The following is a 16498-nucleotide window of genomic DNA, read 5'->3' on the forward strand; positions in this document are numbered from 1 at the left end:
ATTTATAGCAGCCACAGGATCAACCGCGACCCGACAGGACCTCCGTGATGCTCCGGCGCTTGGCATTGCGCTCGCTGATATGGATCAATTGCTCGAGATCTTCAGGGGTTACGTCAAAGAAAGCCTCCATCTCCGCCAGAGCGAGCTTCAAATCCTCGGGGGTGATGGCTTGACGGTCGACAGGGGGATGGTCGGCAGGTATGACGGCCACCGGTTCAGCCGCCCGTTTCGGATAACGCACCCGCGTCAGGTTGTTGTAGGCCAGCGCGCTGACAAGCAGGGCGGAACCGGCCAGCATGGCGGCACCGACTGCTTGCCAGTCGAGGGCAACAATAGAGGAATCTGCCAGCACCAGCGTTGCCGCCACGGCACCTGCCGGCGGGTGCACGCAACGCAGCCAACACATCAACACCAGGGCCATGCCGGCAGCCAGGCACGCACTGCCCAGCGTGCGTCCCAGCACATGGGCCACCAGCAGCGCCACGACAGATGCACACAGGTAGCCGCCAACAATCGACCAGGGTTGGGCGAGGGCACCCGAAGACACGGCAAACAACAGCACCGCGGAAGCGCCGAGAGGGCCAATCAGATGTTGCGCCACCTCGAGGCCATAGACCTGGCTGCAGAGCCAGACACTGAACATCGTCCCCAGGGCCATGCCGATGGCGGCGCGACTCCATTCGGTAGGGCGGGTATTGATAGCAGCGGGGAACCAGCGAGCAAGCATTAAGCGACAATCCAAAAAACGAACAAAAAAAGGGGCTTACGGGAATATCCCTGAAAGCCCTTTAAGTGTTCCAACAATTGGGGGAGGAACGAGGCACAGTGTGACGGTCGTCACCTGCGCTTACAAATTCATATTAATGCTGCTTGAGTGCATTTTTTTTGAGGTAAAATCATTTCACGCGCTTTTCGAGGCTTTGAACCAGGTCTGCGCGGCGATGGGCAGGTGGCGCGATTGTCCGCGGCCCATCGGGAAATAGCTAAACCCTTTGTCTGCCATGCGTTCCGGGTCATACAGATTACGCCCGTCGAAAATCACGGGCGCCTTGAGCCGTTGCTGGATCAGGTCAAAGTCCGGCGCCTTGAACGGCTGCCATTCGGTACAAATGACCAGCGCATCGGCGCCCGGCAATACCGATTCCGGCGTGCCCATCAGCATGAGTTTCTGTTCATTGGGATAGAGCAATTGGGTCTGCTGCATCGCCTCCGGATCAAAGGCGCGCACGCTGGCACCGGCGGCCCATAACGACTCCAAGAGCGTGCGGCTCGGTGCGTCGCGCATGTCATCGGTGTTGGGCTTGAAGGCCAGGCCCCACAGCGCAAAGGTCTTGCCTCGCAGATCACCGTTGTAGAACGCGTTGATGCGTTCGAACAACTTGTGCTTCTGTCGCTGATTGATGGTTTCCACCGCTTGCAGCAGATCGCTGGAACAGTTGGCCTGCTCGGCGGTGTGGATCAGGGCGCGCATGTCCTTGGGAAAACACGAGCCGCCGTAGCCGCAACCCGGGTAGATGAAGTGGTAGCCAATGCGCGAATCGGCACCGATGCCCAGGCGCACGGATTCGATGTCGGCCCCCAGGTGTTCGGCCAGTTCGGCGATCTGGTTGATGAAGCTGATTTTCGTCGCCAGCATGCCGTTGGCGGCGTATTTGGTCAGTTCGGCGCTGCGCAGGTCCATGAACAGGATCCGGTCGTGGTTGCGGTTGAAGGGTGCGTACAGGTCGCGCATGGTTTCACGGACTTCATCGCGCTCGCAGCCGATCACGATGCGGTCAGGGCGACGGCAATCGGCGACCGCCGAGCCTTCCTTGAGAAATTCCGGGTTGGAGACGATATCGAACTGCAACAGGCGACCGGCCTTGAGCAGGCATTTATCGATGTGCGCCCGAAGGACGTCGCCAGTGCCGACCGGTACGGTGGACTTCTCCACCACGAGGACCGGTTGCTCGCGATAGCGGGCGACCGCTTCACCGACTGCCAGGACCTGGCACAGATCGGCCGATCCATCTTCCCTGGACGGCGTGCCCACCGCGATAAACAGCACCTGGCCGTGTTGCACGGCAAGCTGTGGGTCACTGGTGAAGTGCAATCGTCCGGCTTCCAGTCCTTCACGCACCAGCGCTGCCAGCCCAGGCTCGTAGATACTCACGTGGCCCTGGCGCAGGCTTTCGACTTTCTGCTCGTCAATGTCCATGCACACCACGTCATGGCCTACCTCGGCCAGTACGGCGGCTTGCACCAAGCCGACGTAACCACTTCCGAACACACTGATTTTCATGGCGGACTCCCTGGATTTCCGAGCGGGCGGACAGGCACAACCAGCGCTTTGCCGCAGCGCGCTCGTCTCAGGGTAAGTCGGGGATGTTGCAGTTCACTTACAGGCCGTCTAACCGATAGCCCGCGGGCAGTTGCGCCACAAATTCGTCGACCACTTCCCGGGTCAGGCTGACGATGTCTTCCACGCGTTCCATTCCCGCGCCGGTCCGCCAACTGGCGACGATGTCCATCACCGACGGCAGCGGTACGCCGTCCACCAGGGTCAGCGTGCCCTGGGCCAGTTCGCCCAGGACCAATGCCGCGGGCATGGCGCCGATGCCAAAGCCATCACGAACCAGGCGAGTGATGGCCGACGCCGAGTTCACGCAGTTGATGCGTGGCGAGACGATGTTGGCGGAATGCAGCAGGTTGAGGATGTCCTGGTGGGGCCGTGAGTTGCGCGAGAAGGTCACGATACGTTCCTGGGACAGGCCCTCCAGCGACGCATAATTCCGGTCATAGACGGAGCCGGTGCGCACCACCCAATGCATCGGATAACGGGTCAGCAGGGCGTTGCGCACGCTGTCGAGGCGCAGGATGTCGGTCTGGAAAATGATGTCCTGGTAGCCTTTCTCCAGCTGAGAACACAGGTTGCTCGCGGTGTCGGCCGACAACTCGATCTCCAGCGCCGGATAACACGCCATCAGGCGGGTGACCAAAGGGCTGAGCCAGGTGTGGATCACTGTATCCATTGCGCCAATGCGGATTCGGCCACGCACCTGGCGAGGGTCCTTGATCACCGCCTTCATGCTTTGCATGGTGTCCATGATGCGTTCGGCATATTCCAGCACCCGCTGTCCTTCGGAGGTCAGCGACACACCCTTGGAGTCGCGCACGAACAGGCGCACGCCCATTTCGTCTTCCAAGGCCGCGATCCGGCTGGAAATGGACGCCTGAGTGGTGAACAGCTTCTCCGCTGTGAGCCGAAAGCTCTTCAGGCGGGCGACCCAGACGAAGGTTTCGAGAAACTTGATGTTCATTTGGGTGGTTCCTCGAAAGGGTCATGGAGGCTCAAGCCGGGCACAATGATCAGAGTTGGGCTCTTTTTTCACTGATTGGGTTAATCACGAATTGAATCACGTCCTGAAGCGCGCCTGAATCCGGCGCGTTACTCACTGCCGCCTCGGTGCTGCACCACGGATAGTCGAGCCTCGATGCCCACGCCATGACCATCGGCAAATCAGCAGCCGGCAAGGTCTTCATGTGTTGGATTGTAATGGTCAGTCGCTCGGTCAATCTCGACGTCGGATCGAACTGCCAGTCATACAGACCACAACCGACACGGGCCTCACCGCCGTCCTTGCCCGACATCGCCACCAGCCATTTGCACTGGAACACGTTGGCGTCCGTTGCCGGCGGGGCTCCCAGGCAAAACGTGTAGACGTTCTCGAAGGTCTGGCCAAAGCGACTGACCAGCACATCGCCAATGGCAGCACGGCCCTCAACGTGGTCGGGGAACGAGATCGACCCTGTGCGCACGATCATGTCCAGAATGGCATCCGGCGCCAAGGCTTGGCTCAGCAGGTGAGGGCGGTTGCCGTCCTTGGCGTTTATGTACTGCTGAATCGACAGTTGAGGCGTGTTCATCGGGTATCCCTATCAAGTTGAGCGCGGCCTCGTCCGAGGCTCACAAGTCACTGTTCCATAAATCCGTCACCAGCATGCAGCCCGGGGCGTGGGTGATGCAGAGCGGTGGGCGCGAGGCCTGGACCACCGATTGAGGCGTCACACCGCAGGCCCAGAACACCGGGATCTCGTCCGCTTCCACTGGCACGGCGTCACCGTAATCTGGTTTGTCCAGGGACTGAATGCCAATCAGCGACGGATCACCGATATGGACCGGGGCGCCATGGACGTTGGGCATGCGGCCGGTGATCTGGATCGCCTGGATCGCCGCAGCGGCTTTCATTGGCCGCATGGTCACCACCATTTTGCCAGACAGGCGAGCGGTGGGGCGCGTGTCGATGTTGGTCCGGAACATCGCGACGTTGCGCCCCAGATCAATGTGCCTGAGACGGATGCCCGCCTCCAGCAAGGGTTGCTCAAACGAGAACGAGCAGCCGAGGGCGAAGGCCACCAAGTCGTCTTGCCACAGGTGCTCGATGTCCAACGGTTCCTCGGTCAACTCGCCGTGTCGATAGACCCGGTATTGAGGCACCTCATGACGGATATCGATGGGGGTGCCCAAGTTACGGAAAAACGGGTCCCCTGGCTCGGTCACGTCGAGCAGCGGGCAGGCCTGGCGGTTGAGGGTGCAATAGCGCAGGAATTCGTTGGCCCAATCGCTGGGCAATATCACGATATTGGCTTGCACCCGCCCCTGGCCCAGGCCGCTGGTATGGCCCTGATACTGGCCGGCGGCGATGTGTTGGCGTAGGGCGAGCGGGGCGCATTGCTGCAGGTGTTCGAAGGGCAGGGCCGGTTGACTCATCACGACATCTCCAAAGGTTCATAGCTCTTTTTTAGAGAAGCGTGGCAATGTCGTCCAACAAGGAATATTGGTACCCCCCACAACTAAAAGTTATTCCAGGGGCGGCTGGCTGTTCAGGCCGGGGACCGCCACCATGCGTTGCGACCCGACGTCGAGGGCGTACTGGCCCACTACCTGGCGACTCATCTGGACGATGCGCTCGATCAGCTCCAGTCCCACGCCGGCACGCCACGAAGCCACGACATGCAGCTGGGGCAGGGCAGTGCCGGGCTCCAGCAGGATCAACTCGCCGCTGGCCAGCGGCTTAGCCACCAGCGCGGCCGGTAATGCGCCAATCCCGAAGCCGTCACGAATCAGCCGGGTCATGGCCGAGACCGAGTTGACGCAACTGACCCGCGGCGCGGCGACGCCATGGGCGTACAACAGGTTAAGCACGTCCTGGTGCGGTCGCGAGTGCTTGACGAATGTGATGATGCGTTCGCTGGCCATCTCGACCAGTGACGCATAGGGTCGGGCATAAATCGAGTGGCTGGCGGCGATCCAGTGCATGGGGTAGTGGCCGAGTTCGAGGTTGCGCACGCTTTCGTGGCGGACCAGATCGGTCTGGAACACGATATCCAGATAGCCTTTCTGCAGTTGCTCGCAGAGATTGCGCGCAGCATCGGCGGTGATTTCGATTTCCACGCTGGGGAAGGCCTGCATCAGCATCGACATCAACGGACTGAGCCAGGTGTGAATCACGGTATCCATCACGCCGATACGCACCAGGCCTTGCTGCGGGCTGGTGGTGTCCAGTGACTGCTTCAGCGCCCGTTGGACTTCGAGCATCTGTTCGGCGTAGTCGAGCACTTTGAGGCCTTCAGGTGTCAGCGAAACCCCGCGCGAATCCCGCACGAACAGGCGCAAGCCCAACTCCTCTTCCAACGATGCGATCCGGCTGGAAATCGCGGCCTGGGTGCTGAACATTTTTTCGGCGGTGAGGCTGAAGCTTTGCAGCCGGGCAACCCAGACGAAGGTTTCGAGGAATTTGAGGTTCATAGCGGTTCTCTTGGCGCTTATGGTTCTTATGTTTGCAATTGTTACTCCAGATCGGGCGATTGGGCGCATCAAATTTTCTTATGCCCGATCCGGCTTTTTTCCCGTTTGACGCTGCCCGGAACCGCCGCGAAGAATCCGGTCCACGACGCAGGCCACTGCGTCCGCATCCCAAACGAAACGCCTTAACACAACAATAATAAGGCGCGCGCAACGCCCCTGGTGGGTTCGCTCGCGTTCATAAAAGGAGCACGCCGTGCGACATTTCACACCCTCCCAATGGATCTGCACCCCGATCGGTACCTTGCTCGGCTTGAGCCTCATCGGCGTACCGAGCGCCCAGGCTGACTTCATCGCTGACAGCAAAGGCAGCCTGGAAGCCCGCAACTTCTACTTCAACCGCGACTTTCGCCAGGAAGGTGCACGGGACAAGGCTGAAGAATGGGCACAGGGTTTTCTGTTGCGGATAGAGTCGGGATACACCGCCGGGACCGTGGGTTTTGGCCTGGATGCCTTGGGCATGGCCGGTTTCAAGCTGGATTCCGGCGGCGGCACGGCGGGCACCAATCTGCTGCCCGCCGATTTGTCTGGCGGCTCTCAAGACCGCTATGGCGAACTGGGCTTGACCGCCAAAGCGCGCATCTCCAATAGCGTCCTGAAGGTGGGAACGCTGCAAATCAAAGACCCGGCAGTGAGTTCCAACGACACGCGTCTGCTTCCAGGCACCTTCAAGGGGGGGCTGCTGAGCGTGCAGGAAATCGATCGCTTGAAGCTGACCGCCGGGCGACTCACCCAGATCAACTTTGTCGACTCCACTGACTATCAGGACATGACCGCCAACCGCATCGGCGGAACCACCGACAAGTTCCAGTTCGCCGGCGCGGACTACCAATTCTTGCCGAACCTCACGGCGCAATACCGCTATGGCCAGTTGGAAAACATCTATCAGCAGAACTACCTTGGGTTCGTCCATACCTTGGACCTGGGGGCAGGGCAGTCGCTCAAGAGCGACGTACGCTATTCGCGCAGTACCGAAGACGGCAACTTCCGTGATATCGACAACCAGGCCTTCGGCGCTCTGTTTACGTACAGCCTCGGTGGGCATGCGCTGGGCCTGGGCTATCAGCGCATCAGCGGCGACGATCCGTTTCCCTACATCAGCCGCAGCGATCCCTACCTGGTCAACTTCGTGCAGATTGGCGACTTCGCCAACATCGACGAACGTTCCTGGCAGGCGCGCTATGACTATAACTTTGCGGCACTGGGCTTCCCGGGGTTGACCTTCATGACCCGCTACATTTCAGGCGACAACGTGCAACGCACCGCGCCGGGGGAAGGCAAGGAATGGGAGCGCAACACTGACATTGCCTATGTAGTACAGGACGGCACGTTGAAAGGGCTGGGTGTCAAATGGCGCAATGCATCGGTGCGGTCGAACTTTGGTAATGATCTGGATGAGAATCGGTTGATCGTCAGTTATACGGTTGCGCTTTGGTGAGATCGCGTAGGGACTTGATGATCAGCGCGGGCGTTCCAGAAACAACAAGCGCACCGCTAATGCTGTCATGATCCCGGCAAAACCGTACGTCCCTAGACGCCTTGAAGTCCTGCCGCTTACCAGTTTTGCTTTCAACTGTCCGGCACATAGGCCAAGCAGAGTGTGGAAGATGAGTGCAATCAGTGCCAGCAGTGCTCCCAAGAGTATCAGCTGCAGACTGACGTCCCCGGTCGTCAGGGTGACGAACTGGGGCAGGAACACCATAAAGAACAACAGCGCCTTGGGATTCAAGAGACTGTTGAGTGTGCCTCGAGCGAAGATTTTCCAGAAGGATGTGTCCTGAAGCTGAGCGTTCTGAGACACCGTCGGTGTCCTCAGTGCTTGCCAGGCGAGCCACAGGAGATAACAGGCCCCGGCCAAACGGAGCGCTTCGAATGCCGGAGTCCAACTCATCACCAGCGCACCAATGCCAGCGCTGACCATGATCGTCATCAGCAAATCCGAAAAGGAGATGCCGAGGGCTGCAGCAAAACCACCGCGCCAGCCATGGGCCAACGCATGGCTGGTTACAAAGGCCATGTTGGGACCCGGAACGATCAGCAAAAGTACGACAGCAACCACGAATAGATAGAGATTGGCTGGATCTGGCATGAGGATCGCTCCGAGAGACGAGCCACCACGGTAAGCGAACTGTTGAGCGCGCGTCAGGTACAGTCCGGGTCTGTCTGACAGCAACAGTCGTCCTGCACGCAGTACCGGACGCCCGGGGCCTGTTGACGGAATGTCACTGAAGCAGCCTTGGGTGAACGAGCTCGAGGTAGCGCTGGGCGATGTTGCAGGCATGACTAGCGTACGGCAGTTCCTGGCTTCAAATCTGCTGAGTAACCAGGCAGAAGCCGCAATATAATGTTACGTGTAATGTATATTATGTTAAACGATGTGTTTATCGCCAGTATCACCTAATCGCGAAACCAGTTTCGCCGGTACCTTCAAGTCTCCGCTCGCTTAAGCGAACTCAACGAATCTTACCTGGTACGCCGAGAAGCCCGTGGTGCCAGAAAAAGTCAGTCCATAGGACGTCCAGGCAAGTCAAGATGTCGCATCAACTGAAAAGTTTCTCCGCTTCTCTTTCTCACAACTGCCACTGAACAGGAAACTAAAGTGCAACCAAGCGTAGCCGCTACATCCCCTAGTGGCAGCGCGACACCCGCGCATCCACCGTACTGGCACTACGATAAAGAACCGCCACCAGCGGAAAACCTGACCCTGGTCTTTGTCTTTACGTCCCTTTTTATTTTCGCAGTCTGGGCAATCGGGGCGCTGCCGGGAGCCCTGAACGAGACGACCGGGGACTTCATGGCGAACTACCTGCAAAGCATTACCGAAACACCTTATCTGGCGGTGTTGTTCGTCCTTATTTTGTTGAGTGGCGTCATAATCGGCTTGCCCACTGTCGAGGCGCCGGTGATGACCTTCAGCTTCGACGAGTCCAGGCAGCGGCTCACCTTTACCCAGACGCGTCGTAACAAGGAACCTGTCGAAGTGCAGGTTCCATTCAGCGATATCCTTTGGATAGCGCCCTGCGTGACGTCTTTCTACGGCCGCTGCGGACATTATCGGGTGGGCTTCAGGGGGCCGACAGATGAACCCTTGCGGTGTTGCCTGGGCTTTGAAATGCCAGTCACGGAGATGGAATTTCACGCAACATGGTTGAAGGGTTTAATCGGCGAGCGGGTGCAGGCCTTGGACTGGGGGGGTGATTGATAACCCCGGCAACACCCAGTTGTCTTTTTCTGATTCGACGAAACCTCTTACAATTCACCTCCCCCTTATTCGGATCACCACCATGTTGCGTCTTCTGTCCCTGGCTTTATCGCTCCTGGCCAGCCAGGCCATGGCGTACCCTGCCCTCCAGGACACCGAGCTCTATACCCAAAAAGCCACCGACTGCAAGGATGTCGATCTCGCCACCTGGCAGCACCCGGCCCGAACCGTATTGGAGAAAAACGGCATCAAGCTGGAGCGCGTGCAGCTTTGTAACCAAGGGCGCTATCCAATCTTCCAAGGCGAAGTTCCCTACGACCCGCAGGGTCAAACTAAAGACTTCTTCCTACCCCTGTATGAGCAACTGCGAAAGGCAAACGGCAAATGGCCTTACGTGTTGATCGCCAGCAATTATGGGGAGATGGTGTATGTCAGCTACCCGCAGAGCGATTCGATATCCCTGGCTTATGAGAACTTTGACGCGCCGTAATTGATAAACAGCCTCACTTCACCTATTTTGAACCCACGTCAGCGCTGACCGAAGTGTGAATACGAGGCGATATGGAAATCACGCAAAACCACCGCCTGGTGCAAGTCGACAGCCCCCTCGGCGACAATGTCCTTGTGCTCAAGAGCATGGAAGGCAGCGAGGAGCTGGGGCGGTTGTTCCACTATGAAGTGGACCTGACCTCCGAAGACCGGGCCATCACCTTCGACCAGTTGCTGGGCAAGCCGATGGGCCTGACCCTGGAGCTGTACGACGGCGACAAACGCTACTTCCACGGCATCGTCTGCAGTTGTCGGCAACTGACCGGCCATGGCCAATTCGCCGGTTACCGGGTCAGTCTACGGCCCTGGTTCTGGCTGCTCACGCGCACCTCCGACTGCCGGATTTTCCAGAACAAAACCGTGCCGGACATCATCAAGCAGGTGTTCCGCGACCTCGGCTTTTCTGATTTCGAGGACAGCCTGAGCGGCAGCTATCGCGAGTGGGAATATTGCGTGCAGTACCGCGAAACCAGCTTCGACTTCGTCAGTCGGCTGATGGAGCAGGAAGGCATCTATTACTACTTTCGCCATGAAGAGGCACGGCATGTATTGGTGTTGGCCGATGCCTATGGCGCCCACTCCACGGCGGCAGGCTACGACTCGGTGCCCTTCTATCCGCCCGATCGACAAATGCGCGAGCGCGATCATTTCTACGATTGGCAACTGGCCCGGGAGGTACAACCCGGCTCGCTGGCGTTGAACGACTATGACTTCCTGCGCCCCCGTGCCAGCCTTGAGGTGCGCTCCAACGTGATGCGCAACCACAGCAACAGCGACCATCCGCTCTATGACTATCCCGGTGAATACGTACAGAGCAACGATGGCGAGCACTACGCGCGTACGCGCATCGAGGCCATTCACAGCCAGTTCGAGCGTGTGCAACTGCGCGGCCGTGCCCGCGGGCTGGGTTGCGGCCATTTGTTCAATCTGACTGGCTACGACCGTGGGGACCAGAATCGCGAATACCTGGTGGTGGTCGCACGCTATCAGATTCGCCAGGATCCCTATGAAAGCGGGCAGTCGGACCTGGACGAACAGTTCATCAGCGAGCTGGACTGCATGGATGCCAACCAGGCCTTCCGCCCTCTCCCGCTGACGCCCATGCCCATTGTCCGTGGGCCGCAGACCGCCGTGGTGGTGGGGCCCAGTGGCGAGGAGATCTGGACCGACCAGTACGGCCGGGTCAAAGTGCATTTCCACTGGGACCGCCATGACCAGTCCAACGAAAACAGCTCCTGCTGGATTCGCGTGTCCCAGGCCTGGGCCGGCAAGAACTGGGGATCAGTGCAGCTCCCGCGGATCGGTCAGGAAGTGATCGTCAGCTTCCTTGAAGGCGATCCGGATCGGCCGATCATCACCGGCCGCGTCTACAACGCTGAACAGACCGTGCCCTACGCGTTGCCCGCCAATGCCACCCAGAGTGGGGTGAAGAGCCGCTCAAGCAAGGGCGGCTCACCGGCCAACTTCAATGAAATCCGCATGGAGGACAAGAAAGGCGCCGAGCAACTGTTTATCCACGCCGAGAAGAACCAGGACATTGAGGTCGAGAACGACGAGACCCACTGGGTCGGCCATGATCGCAGCAAGACCGTCGACAACGACGAAACCGTGCACGTCAAACACGACCGCACCGAAACCGTCGATAACAACGAAACCATCACCATCGGTGTGGATCGCAAGGAAAAGGTCGGCAATAACGAAACCATCTCCATCGGCGTGAACCGTACCGAGGATGTCGGCAGCAACGAGAAAATCACCATCGGCGCCAATCGCACCGAGAACGTAGGCAGCAACGAGACCATCACCATCGGTGCGGACCGTACGGAAAAGGTCGGCGCCAACGAAAAAATCAGCATTGCCAGCAACCGCACCGAGGATGTGGGCGGCAACGAGACCATCAGCATCAGCGGCAACCGAAATGAAACGGTCCAGGGCAACGAAGGCATCGAGATCAACGGTAACCAGAGCACCCAGATCGGCCAGAACGAATCCCGCGACGTTGCCCAGAACCGCACCACGGGTATCAAGCAGAACGACAGCCTGGACGTCGGCAAGCATTTTTCCCTCACCGCCGGCGACTCCATCACCCTGACCACCGGCGCGGCCAGCATCACCATGAAGAAGGACGGCACCATCATGATCAGCGGCAAGAACATCACCATCGACGGCTCTGGCGCGATCAACATCAAGGCCAACAAGAACGTCGTCGTCAAAGGCCAGAAGATTCTGCAGAACTAGCCATGGAGGCTGCGCTATGACCGTTGAATATCACCTCCCCGCCTCCTCCACCTCCACGCCAGCACGCGTGGAGGGCGTCGTGATTGGTGTGCTGCTGGATGTGCCGACAGCGGACGCCCCCGTGGTGGCCTTCCCCGGCTGCCCCGCTGACACAGGCCTCGCCGCGCGCACCACCACTCCGCTCAGCCGCGAGGACATCGGCGCCCAGGTCGCCCTGATGTTCGAGGCCGGCGACGTGGCCCGGCCGCTGGTCATCGGGCGCATCCAGCGTCTGCCGGAAACCGTGACACCTGCCGTCGCCCACCTGGACGGCGAACGCTTGGAGTTTACAGCCGAGCGGGAAATCGTCCTGCGCTGCGGCAAGGCCAGCATTACCCTCACGCGTGAAGGCAAGATACTTATCCGAGGGGCCTACCTGTCGAGTCGATCATCCGGCGTGAACCGCATCAAGGGCGGTTCGGTGCAGATTAACTAGAAGGTAGGCGATCCATGGAACTGCTCAACGCCAGCAAACTGGTGGCTGCCTACACCCTGGGCATGGCAAGCGACGGCCGTGAGTCCCTGGTCGTGGTGGCCAAGGGTACTTTCGATCTTCCGTTGGACGGCCGTGCCGCGACCCTCGCTGACACTCAGCAGCCGCTGCTGATGGCCGACACTTTTCTCGGCGAGCCGGGCCTCAGCGCCCCTTGGCAGGAAATGGACTTCGCCCCGGTCAAGCCATTCTGCGATGTGCTGGTGTGTGGCAAGGCCTACGCGCCAGGCGGACGGCCCGTGACGCAGCTGACCGCAGGCATTCGCGTCGGGCAGATGACCAAAGCCTTTGCCGTCCTTGGCCCCCGGCAATGGCAACCGGGATTATTGGGCGCTTCTCCCGGCTTACCGCAGCCCTTCACCGAGCAGGACATCTCTTATGCCCAGGCCTTTGGCGGCAGCCATCCGATGGCGAACGAACCCGAGATGCGTCACTGCTACCCGGCCAATCCGGCCGGTTGCGGCTGGTACCCGCACCGCTTGAGTAGTGCTGACATCCTGGGCTTGCCGATGCCGAACACCGAGGAATTGGGCAAGCCAATCGACAGCCCCTCTGGCGACTTTCGCCCGATGGCACTCGGCCCGGTCGGCCGTAGCTGGCCGCAACGCGCCCGCTTCGCCGGTACTTACGACGATGCCTGGTTGGCCGACTGCTTTCCGTTCCTGCCGGCAGATTTCGACAGTCGCTACTTCCAGGCAGCCCCGGACGACCAGCAGGTTCCTCACCTGCGTGGCGGCGAGGACGTACAGTTGCTCAACCTCACGCCCCAGGAGCGCGCAGGCTTTCGCATCCCCGAAATGGACGTGCCGGTGACTTTTTTCCTGAAAAAAGGCGGTCATGAAACGGTGCAGGCGGTGATCGACACCTTGTTGATCGACACGGACGCGCGCCAGGTGCAGCTGACCTGGCGTGTCTCCCGTCCGCTACGACGCAATATGTTCGAGATCGCCCAGGTGTTGGTCGGCACTATGTCCACAGCGTGGTGGCGTGCCCGTGAGCTGGGCAAGGATTACTACCCGTCACTCGGCGCCCTGGTGAAAGCCAAACGCGCCCCCGAGGAAACGGACTGATGACCGCACTTTGCATCATTGGCTCGGGAATGGTCAGCGCTGTCGGCCTGAGCGCACCGGCGAGCTGCGCGGCGATCCGCTGCGCCATCGACAATTTCCAGGAAACCCGTTTCATCGACCAAGGTGGCGAATGGCTGATTGCCGCGAGCGTGCCTTTGGAGCAACCCTGGCGCGGCCGCACCAAGCTGATCAAGATGGCCGCCCGTGCCGTCGCCGAGGCGCTGCACAGCACCCCCAACGTCGATCCGGAAAAAACCCCGCTGCTGCTGGGGGTAGCGGAAGTCGAGCGCCCCGGCCGCCTTGATGGGCTCGATATGGGGCTGCTGCACGCCATCGAAGCCGAACTGGGCCTGCGCTTTCATCCCAGTTCCAACGTCATCGCCCGTGGACGGGTCAGCGCTGCCGTGGCCCTGCTAAATGCACGTACGCTGATCTACCAGGGCGGCCATCGTCACGTACTGATTGCCGGCGTCGACTCCTTCTTGAACGGATCGACGCTGGGTGCTTTCGAAGCACGCGAACGCCTGCTCACCAGCCAGAATTCCAACGGGTTTATCCCCGGCGAAGGTGCCGCCGCCGTGGTCCTGGCCGCCCCCGTCGCCAGCGAAGAGCCGCAATTGGCCTGCATCGGCCTGGGGTTCGGCATGGAGAAGGCCACTGTGGAGGCCGAAGACATTCCCCAGCGCGCCGAAGGCCTGACACAAGCTGTACGGGCAGCCCTTAGCGAAGCCGGCTGTGGGTTGGAGCAAATGGATTATCGGCTCACCGACATCTCCGGCGAGCAGTACTACTTCAAGGAAGCCTCCCTGGCCCTCAGCCGGACCCTGCGCGTGCGCAAGGAGTTCTTCCATCTCTGGCACCCGGCCGACTGCATCGGCGAAGTCGGCGCCGCCATCGGCCCGGCCATGCTCGCCGTGGCGTTGGCCGCCAGTCGCAAGGGCTACGGCGAAGGTCCGAATATCTTCTGCCACCTCGGCAACGACGCCGGCGAGCGCGCCGTCGCATTGCTCAGTTATCAGACTGTGAGAGCTGCGTAATGGCCAACCAAGTCTTTGCCAACAATATGGAGATTTCCTGCAAGGCGGCGGATGGCAAGTCGATCGCCTGCTTCCCGGATGTCTGCTTCACCCCGCCCCAGGCCCCGCCCACCCCGCTCGGTGTGCCCATCCCCTATCCCAATACCGGTATGGCGAAGGACACGGCCAAGGGAAGTCGGACGGTGAAGATCACCCGTAAAGAAGTCATGCTTAAAGACAGAAGTTACTTTAAGACCAGCTATGGCGATGAGGCCGGCTGCGCGCCGAAGAAGGGCGTGATTACCAGTAAGATCAAGGGCAAGGTGTACTTCACCTCCTGGTCGATGGATGTGAAGTTCGAAGGCCTGAACGTTGTGCGGAACATGGATCTGACCACACATAACCATGCATCGCTCCCCGGAAACACACCGACCTGGCCCTATTTGGACGAAACGGCCTTCGCCGACGATAGTGATCATGCCTGTGCCCCTCTGGCTAAAAAACTCAAGACCCACTGCGAAAAGCACCTTAAACGGACCAAGAAAGGCCAGGTAAAAAGGAAGTCATCAAAGGACGCCATGTGTGCCGATCGTAAATGTAAGGCCGCGATGAAGTGTTCTCTATCACCCTATTCCCCCTCGAATTGCTGCGATGGGAAAACCCCCCATCATGTAATACCTAAGCACTGCATCCAGAAGCCTAATCAAGGAAACTCTTCCAACCCTGACGTATATACCGGCTGCGAGGGCTATAACTCCAAATTAGCCCCGTGTGTATGCGTGTCTGGACATGACAAGAGCACCGGGCAGCACAAAAAAGTGCACGACATATTCGACAAGGCTGAGGATAAAAACCTCGTTAACGGCAAGGCTGGGACCTGGACTTATGAGGCCGCAGCAAATAGCGGAGCAACGGCGGTCAGCCAAGTATTACGATGCGACCCGAAATGTACACGGTCCCAGTTGGATGCTTATCACCAGCAGCCCAATAGATCGGCGGTTCCTCCGAAAGGTCCCAACATCAGCAATACCACCAATCTACGTGCTGACAGCAGCGGAAACAGGACTCCGGAAAACTTCTCAACAGCTGCCAGCGGCACAATTGGATAAGGAGCAACCATGACATCATCCAAGCATTATTTCATTGATGGATTCAGTCCCACCAAGGGACTCTTGGGCGTAGTAGCCTTTCCATATGCACTCAAAGGCGAGGACACGGAGTACACCACGTTCTATACGACCCTCGATGGACGGTGGATGCAGCAAAAATTCGACTTTGACAGCCGCTCAGTTACCTATTTTATACATGGCGAATATCGAGCATGGTGGATTCTCGGAAAACGCGGAGAAGTGGTTGAGATCAAACAGGGGATCCCCTCCTTTGAGTCGATCGATGACGCAGGGACCGGCGGCGAGAAATTAGGTTATATGAACAAAATCACCGTTATCGACGGGAAACTATACGCCTGTGGCTATAGCCGACAGGTGTATCGTCGAAGCAATGGAGTATGGGCGCACATGGATCAGGGGCTGCTCTATACCGGCACAAAAGATGGCATAAGCCTGGAATCCATGGCGGGCCATTCCAAAAGTGACATTCATGCGGTTGGCAGCGCCGGTGAGATATGGTTTTTTGATGGCTCACTCTGGAGACAATGCGATAGTCCCACGAACGTCGATCTGAATGAAGTGGGGACGTTCGATCAGGACAAGTACATCGCATGCGGCGATGATGGGGTGGTATTAGTCGGATCCAAAGATTATTGGAAAGTTATCCAGAATGATGAACTCGAAGGTGATCTATGGGGGGCTGTTTCCTTTCAAGATGTACTTTATGTTGCCGGATTCGAAGGGATAGGCGTCATAGATAACAATCAGGTGAAAAAACTCGCCATCCCAGGCGTGAAGAAAATGGATGGTTATCGCCTTCGGACATGTGGCAATTATCTATGGTCCATTGGTAACGATCAGATAATGCGATTTGATGGGGCTCACTGGGCAGAAATCATTTGCCCTGACAACATATGAAACCAGTTTGCGCATGCGA

16 protein-coding genes are annotated in these 16498 nt (G+C 58.9%); 9 read left to right on the plus strand and 7 right to left on the minus strand.

Annotated features, from left to right (window positions below; all coding sequences use genetic code 11):
* Window positions 1-19: 19 nt before the first annotated feature.
* The 6 genes from QNH97_RS13710 to QNH97_RS13735 form a co-directional block, all read right to left on the minus strand.
* Window positions 20-727, minus strand: a complete 708-nt coding sequence (locus QNH97_RS13710) for an HPP family protein (RefSeq protein WP_283557322.1) — start codon at window positions 725-727, stop codon at window positions 20-22.
* A 174-nt stretch (window positions 728-901) separates the two neighbouring features.
* A complete protein-coding gene (locus QNH97_RS13715; RefSeq protein ID WP_283557323.1) occupies window positions 902-2281 on the minus strand; it encodes a UDP-glucose dehydrogenase family protein in 1380 nt (459 codons plus the stop codon).
* 97 nt (window positions 2282-2378) lie between these two features.
* On the minus strand, window positions 2379-3299 hold the full coding sequence (locus QNH97_RS13720; RefSeq protein ID WP_283557324.1) for a LysR family transcriptional regulator: 921 nt from the start codon (window positions 3297-3299) through the stop codon (window positions 2379-2381).
* A gap of 49 nt (window positions 3300-3348) precedes the next feature.
* Window positions 3349-3906, minus strand: coding sequence for a hypothetical protein (locus QNH97_RS13725; protein ID WP_283557325.1), 558 nt, complete (start codon window positions 3904-3906; stop codon window positions 3349-3351).
* Window positions 3907-3946: 40 nt separating this feature from the next.
* Complete coding sequence (locus QNH97_RS13730) at window positions 3947-4750, minus strand: putative hydro-lyase (protein ID WP_283557326.1); 804 nt, start codon at window positions 4748-4750, stop codon at window positions 3947-3949.
* A 90-nt stretch (window positions 4751-4840) separates the two neighbouring features.
* Window positions 4841-5788 carry a LysR family transcriptional regulator gene (locus QNH97_RS13735; RefSeq protein WP_283557327.1) on the minus strand — a complete coding sequence of 316 codons (948 nt, stop codon included), beginning with the start codon at window positions 5786-5788 and terminating at the stop codon, window positions 4841-4843.
* A 253-nt stretch (window positions 5789-6041) separates the two neighbouring features.
* Between QNH97_RS13735 and QNH97_RS13740 the strand changes: the two genes are divergently transcribed.
* On the plus strand, window positions 6042-7283 hold the full coding sequence (locus QNH97_RS13740) for an OprD family porin (protein ID WP_283557328.1): 1242 nt from the start codon (window positions 6042-6044) through the stop codon (window positions 7281-7283).
* A 21-nt stretch (window positions 7284-7304) separates the two neighbouring features.
* Here QNH97_RS13740 and QNH97_RS13745 read toward each other — a convergent pair whose 3' ends face one another.
* The gene (locus QNH97_RS13745) at window positions 7305-7934 is read right to left on the minus strand and encodes a LysE family translocator (RefSeq protein ID WP_283557329.1); all 630 of its coding nucleotides are present in this window, start codon (window positions 7932-7934) and stop codon (window positions 7305-7307) included.
* A 510-nt stretch (window positions 7935-8444) separates the two neighbouring features.
* On the opposite strand from QNH97_RS13745, the gene QNH97_RS13750 reads away from it, so the two are divergent.
* From QNH97_RS13750 to QNH97_RS13785, 8 genes are all read left to right on the plus strand, one after another.
* Window positions 8445-9047, plus strand: a complete 603-nt coding sequence (locus QNH97_RS13750; RefSeq protein ID WP_283557330.1) for a hypothetical protein — start codon at window positions 8445-8447, stop codon at window positions 9045-9047.
* A gap of 82 nt (window positions 9048-9129) precedes the next feature.
* On the plus strand, window positions 9130-9537 hold the full coding sequence (locus tag QNH97_RS13755; RefSeq protein ID WP_283557331.1) for a hypothetical protein: 408 nt from the start codon (window positions 9130-9132) through the stop codon (window positions 9535-9537).
* A gap of 71 nt (window positions 9538-9608) precedes the next feature.
* Window positions 9609-11834: a type VI secretion system Vgr family protein gene (locus QNH97_RS13760; protein WP_283557332.1), complete on the plus strand. Its 2226-nt coding sequence runs from the start codon at window positions 9609-9611 to the stop codon at window positions 11832-11834.
* 16 nt (window positions 11835-11850) lie between these two features.
* Window positions 11851-12309 carry a DUF6484 domain-containing protein gene (locus tag QNH97_RS13765; RefSeq protein ID WP_283557333.1) on the plus strand — a complete coding sequence of 153 codons (459 nt, stop codon included), beginning with the start codon at window positions 11851-11853 and terminating at the stop codon, window positions 12307-12309.
* A gap of 14 nt (window positions 12310-12323) precedes the next feature.
* Window positions 12324-13436 carry a DUF2169 family type VI secretion system accessory protein gene (locus QNH97_RS13770; RefSeq protein ID WP_283557334.1) on the plus strand — a complete coding sequence of 371 codons (1113 nt, stop codon included), beginning with the start codon at window positions 12324-12326 and terminating at the stop codon, window positions 13434-13436.
* A complete protein-coding gene (locus QNH97_RS13775; RefSeq protein ID WP_283557483.1) occupies window positions 13433-14473 on the plus strand; it encodes a hypothetical protein in 1041 nt (346 codons plus the stop codon). Before QNH97_RS13770 ends, QNH97_RS13775 begins: the two co-directional genes overlap by 4 nt.
* Window positions 14473-15561, plus strand: a complete 1089-nt coding sequence (locus QNH97_RS13780; protein ID WP_283557335.1) for a PAAR-like domain-containing protein — start codon at window positions 14473-14475, stop codon at window positions 15559-15561. Before QNH97_RS13775 ends, QNH97_RS13780 begins: the two co-directional genes overlap by 1 nt.
* 9 nt (window positions 15562-15570) lie before the next feature.
* Window positions 15571-16479, plus strand: a complete 909-nt coding sequence (locus QNH97_RS13785) for a hypothetical protein (protein WP_283557336.1) — start codon at window positions 15571-15573, stop codon at window positions 16477-16479.
* Window positions 16480-16498 lie beyond the last annotated feature (19 nt).

Origin of the sequence: Pseudomonas sp. G2-4 (genome assembly GCF_030064125.1) — a bacterium.
Lineage (GTDB): Bacteria > Pseudomonadota > Gammaproteobacteria > Pseudomonadales > Pseudomonadaceae > Aquipseudomonas.

Coding starts and splice junctions, on each gene's coding strand:
- QNH97_RS13710 (WP_283557322.1), bottom strand. CDS start 727: ATGCTTGCTCGCTGGTTCCCCGCTGCTATCAATACCCGCCCTACCGAA.
- QNH97_RS13715 (WP_283557323.1), bottom strand. CDS start 2,281: ATGAAAATCAGTGTGTTCGGAAGTGGTTACGTCGGCTTGGTGCAAGCC.
- QNH97_RS13720 (WP_283557324.1), bottom strand. CDS start 3,299: ATGAACATCAAGTTTCTCGAAACCTTCGTCTGGGTCGCCCGCCTGAAG.
- QNH97_RS13725 (WP_283557325.1), bottom strand. CDS start 3,906: ATGAACACGCCTCAACTGTCGATTCAGCAGTACATAAACGCCAAGGAC.
- QNH97_RS13730 (WP_283557326.1), bottom strand. CDS start 4,750: ATGAGTCAACCGGCCCTGCCCTTCGAACACCTGCAGCAATGCGCCCCG.
- QNH97_RS13735 (WP_283557327.1), bottom strand. CDS start 5,788: ATGAACCTCAAATTCCTCGAAACCTTCGTCTGGGTTGCCCGGCTGCAA.
- QNH97_RS13745 (WP_283557329.1), bottom strand. CDS start 7,934: ATGCCAGATCCAGCCAATCTCTATCTATTCGTGGTTGCTGTCGTACTT.
- QNH97_RS13755 (WP_283557331.1), top strand. CDS start 9,130: ATGTTGCGTCTTCTGTCCCTGGCTTTATCGCTCCTGGCCAGCCAGGCC.
- QNH97_RS13760 (WP_283557332.1), top strand. CDS start 9,609: ATGGAAATCACGCAAAACCACCGCCTGGTGCAAGTCGACAGCCCCCTC.
- QNH97_RS13765 (WP_283557333.1), top strand. CDS start 11,851: ATGACCGTTGAATATCACCTCCCCGCCTCCTCCACCTCCACGCCAGCA.
- QNH97_RS13770 (WP_283557334.1), top strand. CDS start 12,324: ATGGAACTGCTCAACGCCAGCAAACTGGTGGCTGCCTACACCCTGGGC.
- QNH97_RS13780 (WP_283557335.1), top strand. CDS start 14,473: ATGGCCAACCAAGTCTTTGCCAACAATATGGAGATTTCCTGCAAGGCG.
- QNH97_RS13785 (WP_283557336.1), top strand. CDS start 15,571: ATGACATCATCCAAGCATTATTTCATTGATGGATTCAGTCCCACCAAG.